Source organism: Paraburkholderia sp. Ac-20347, from assembly GCF_017104805.1.
GTDB lineage: Bacteria > Pseudomonadota > Gammaproteobacteria > Burkholderiales > Burkholderiaceae > Paraburkholderia > Paraburkholderia tropica.
In genome coordinates, this window is sequence record NZ_JAAGPN010000496.1 from 1 (window position 1) to 2,742 (window position 2,742).

1 protein-coding gene is annotated in these 2,742 nt (G+C 71.0%); it reads left to right on the top strand.

What is annotated here, in order from left to right:
* On the top strand, positions 1-2,742 hold a 2,742-nt coding region (locus tag G3N97_RS37965), incomplete at both ends, for a non-ribosomal peptide synthetase (protein WP_205997876.1).

A 2,742-nucleotide genomic window follows, 5' to 3' on the forward strand; every position in this document is an offset into this window, starting at 1 on the left:
GACCGCCGCGGCGGTGCGCGCGCTCGCGCGCCGTCACGACACGACCGGCGCGGCCGTGCTGCTGGCGGCGTTCGATCTGCTGCTCGCGCGCTACAGCGGCCAGTACGACATCCGCGTGGGCGTGCCCGCGACGGGACGCGACCGGCTCGACACGCAGCGCATGGTCGGCTTCTTCGTCAACACGCTGGTGGTGCGCAGCGAACTCGACGGCCTCGCCGATGTGAGCGCGCTGGTGCGCCACGTGAGCGAGCGGCTCGTCGAGGCGCAGGCGCATCAGCAGGTGCCGTTCGCGCGCGTGGTCGAGGCGCTGAGCCCCGAGCGCAGCCTTTCGCACACGCCGCTTTTCAGCGTGATGTTCAACTACGACGGCGGTGCGCCGGGCGAGGGTTTGCATCTGCCCGGACTGCGCGCGTCGCCGATCGAAACGTCGACGGGCACCGCGCGCTTCGACCTCGTGCTGACCGCGCGCGAAGTGAAGCACACGGCGACGAACACGACGAACGCAGCGCCGAACGCATCGAAGAACAGCACGCTGCTGTCCTTCACCTACGCGCGCGACGTGTTCGACGCGGCCACCGTCGATCGTCTGCTCGCCGATTACGTGACGATGCTCGGCCAGATCGTCGCCGATGCGAACACGCCGCTGGCCGCGCTGCAACTCGCGCCCGCGCGGCCGCAACGCGCAGAACCGTTGCACGCACATCCTTTTTCTCCGGTGGGCGCGCGCATCGCCGAACGGGCGCGCACGCAGCCGCACGCACACGCGCTGCACTGCGAGGGCGAACACCTGAATTACGGCGAACTCGACGCCTGGTCGGCTAACATCGCGCGCGCCTTGCAGAAGCGCGGCGCGGTCGCAGAGGAGCGCGTCGGTCTGTGCCTCACGCGCTCGGTCGGGCTGGTGGCGGCGCTCGTCGGTGTGTTGCGTTCGGGCGCGGCCTTCGTGCCGCTCGATCCGGCTTATCCGCCCGAGCGTCTGCGCACGATGATCGACGAGGCGCAGCTGACCTGCGTGCTCGCCGACGCCGCGACGCTCGACGCCTGCGCCGCGCTGTTCGCGGGCCGCGACGCGCTCGACATCGCCACGCTGCGCGACGGCGCGCGCGACGCCGTTACGCCTGAGGCACACGCCGCGATCCATCCGCATCAGCTTGCGTACGTGATCTACACCTCGGGATCGGCGGGGCGGCCCAAGGGCGTGGCGGTGAGTCACGACGCTCTGAGCCGCCATCTCGACGACTTCATCGCCACTTATGGCATCGACGCGCGCGACACGCAGCTGCAATCGTCGACGATCAATTTCGACGTCGCGCTGCACGAGATGCTGCCCGCGCTGATGCAAGGCGGCCAGGTCGAAATGCGCGGTCCGCAGCTGTGGGACGCGCCCGCGACGAGCCGCCATCTGAAGGAGGGCCGCGTGAGCTTCGCGCGCATTCCGACGGCCTACTGGCAGCAATGGCTGCGCACGCCGCCGCCGCGCGAGGATCTGGCCGCGCTGCGCCAGATCACCGTGGGCGGCGAGGGCTTGCCCGGCGACGCGCTCGAGCAATGGCAGGCGGGTCCGCTCGCGCACATCCGTCTCGACAACCTCTACGGTCCGACCGAAACCACGGTCGCGTGCATGTATCGCGAAACGCGCGCGGAGGACAGCGCGCAGACCATCGTGTCGATCGGCGAGCCGTATGCGTCGCGCTGCGTCTACGTGATGGATCGCGACGGCAACGAACTGCCGCCGGGCGCGCTGGGCGAGCTGTGCATCGGCGGGCTCACGCTCGCGCGCGGCTATCTCGGGCGGCCCGGTCTCACGGCGGCGAGCTTCGTGCCCGATCCGCAGCGGCCCGGCGCGCGTCTGTATCGCAGCGGCGATCTGTGCCGACGTCGCGCGGACGGCAGCATCGACTTCCTCGGCCGTCTCGATCAGCAGGTGAAGCTGCGCGGTTTCCGCATCGAGCCGGGCGAGATCGAGGCAGTGCTGCGCGAGGCGCCGGGCGTCACGGCGAGCGCCGTGGCGCTGCACGGCGAGGGCGACGCGAAGCGGCTGGTCGGTTATGTCGTCGGCAATGCTGACGAGGCCGACGACGGCGCGCTGCGCCGCGTGCTCGAAAGCCGGCTGCCCGCGTACATGGTGCCGTCGGCGCTGGTGCGGCTCGAACGTCTGCCGCTGATGCAGAACGGCAAGCTCGACCGCGCGGCGCTGCCCGCGCCGCAGTCGGGCGCATCGGCGGCGCGTGTGATGCCGGGCACGGCGCTCGAAGCGCGTTTGCTCGCGCTGTGGCAGGAGGTGCTGCCGCAAGGCGAATTCGGCGTCACCGACGACTTCTTCGCGGCGGGCGGTCATTCGCTGCTCGCGCTCAAGCTGCTGGCGCGCGCACGCGATATGAATCTGCCGGGCCTCACGCTCGAAGCGCTGTTCCAGCACGCGACGGTGCGCGCGCTGGCCGCGCATATCGAATCGGTGACGACCCAGGCGCACGGCGCGCCGCGTGCGTCGAATATCGTCGCGCTGTCGGCGCGCAGCGACCTGCCGCGCGTGTTCGCGCTGCATGCCGCGTCGGGTCTCGTGGCCGACTACCGGCCGCTCGCCGAGGCGCTCGACGGCGTGGCGAGCGTGTACGGCGTGCAGGCGCCGTTCCACACCGAAAGCTGGTGGCCCGGCGATCTCGCGCAACTGGCCGCCGATTACGCGGCGCGCATCCGCAGCGTGCAGCCGCACGGGCCGTATCGGCTGATCGGCTGGTCGGT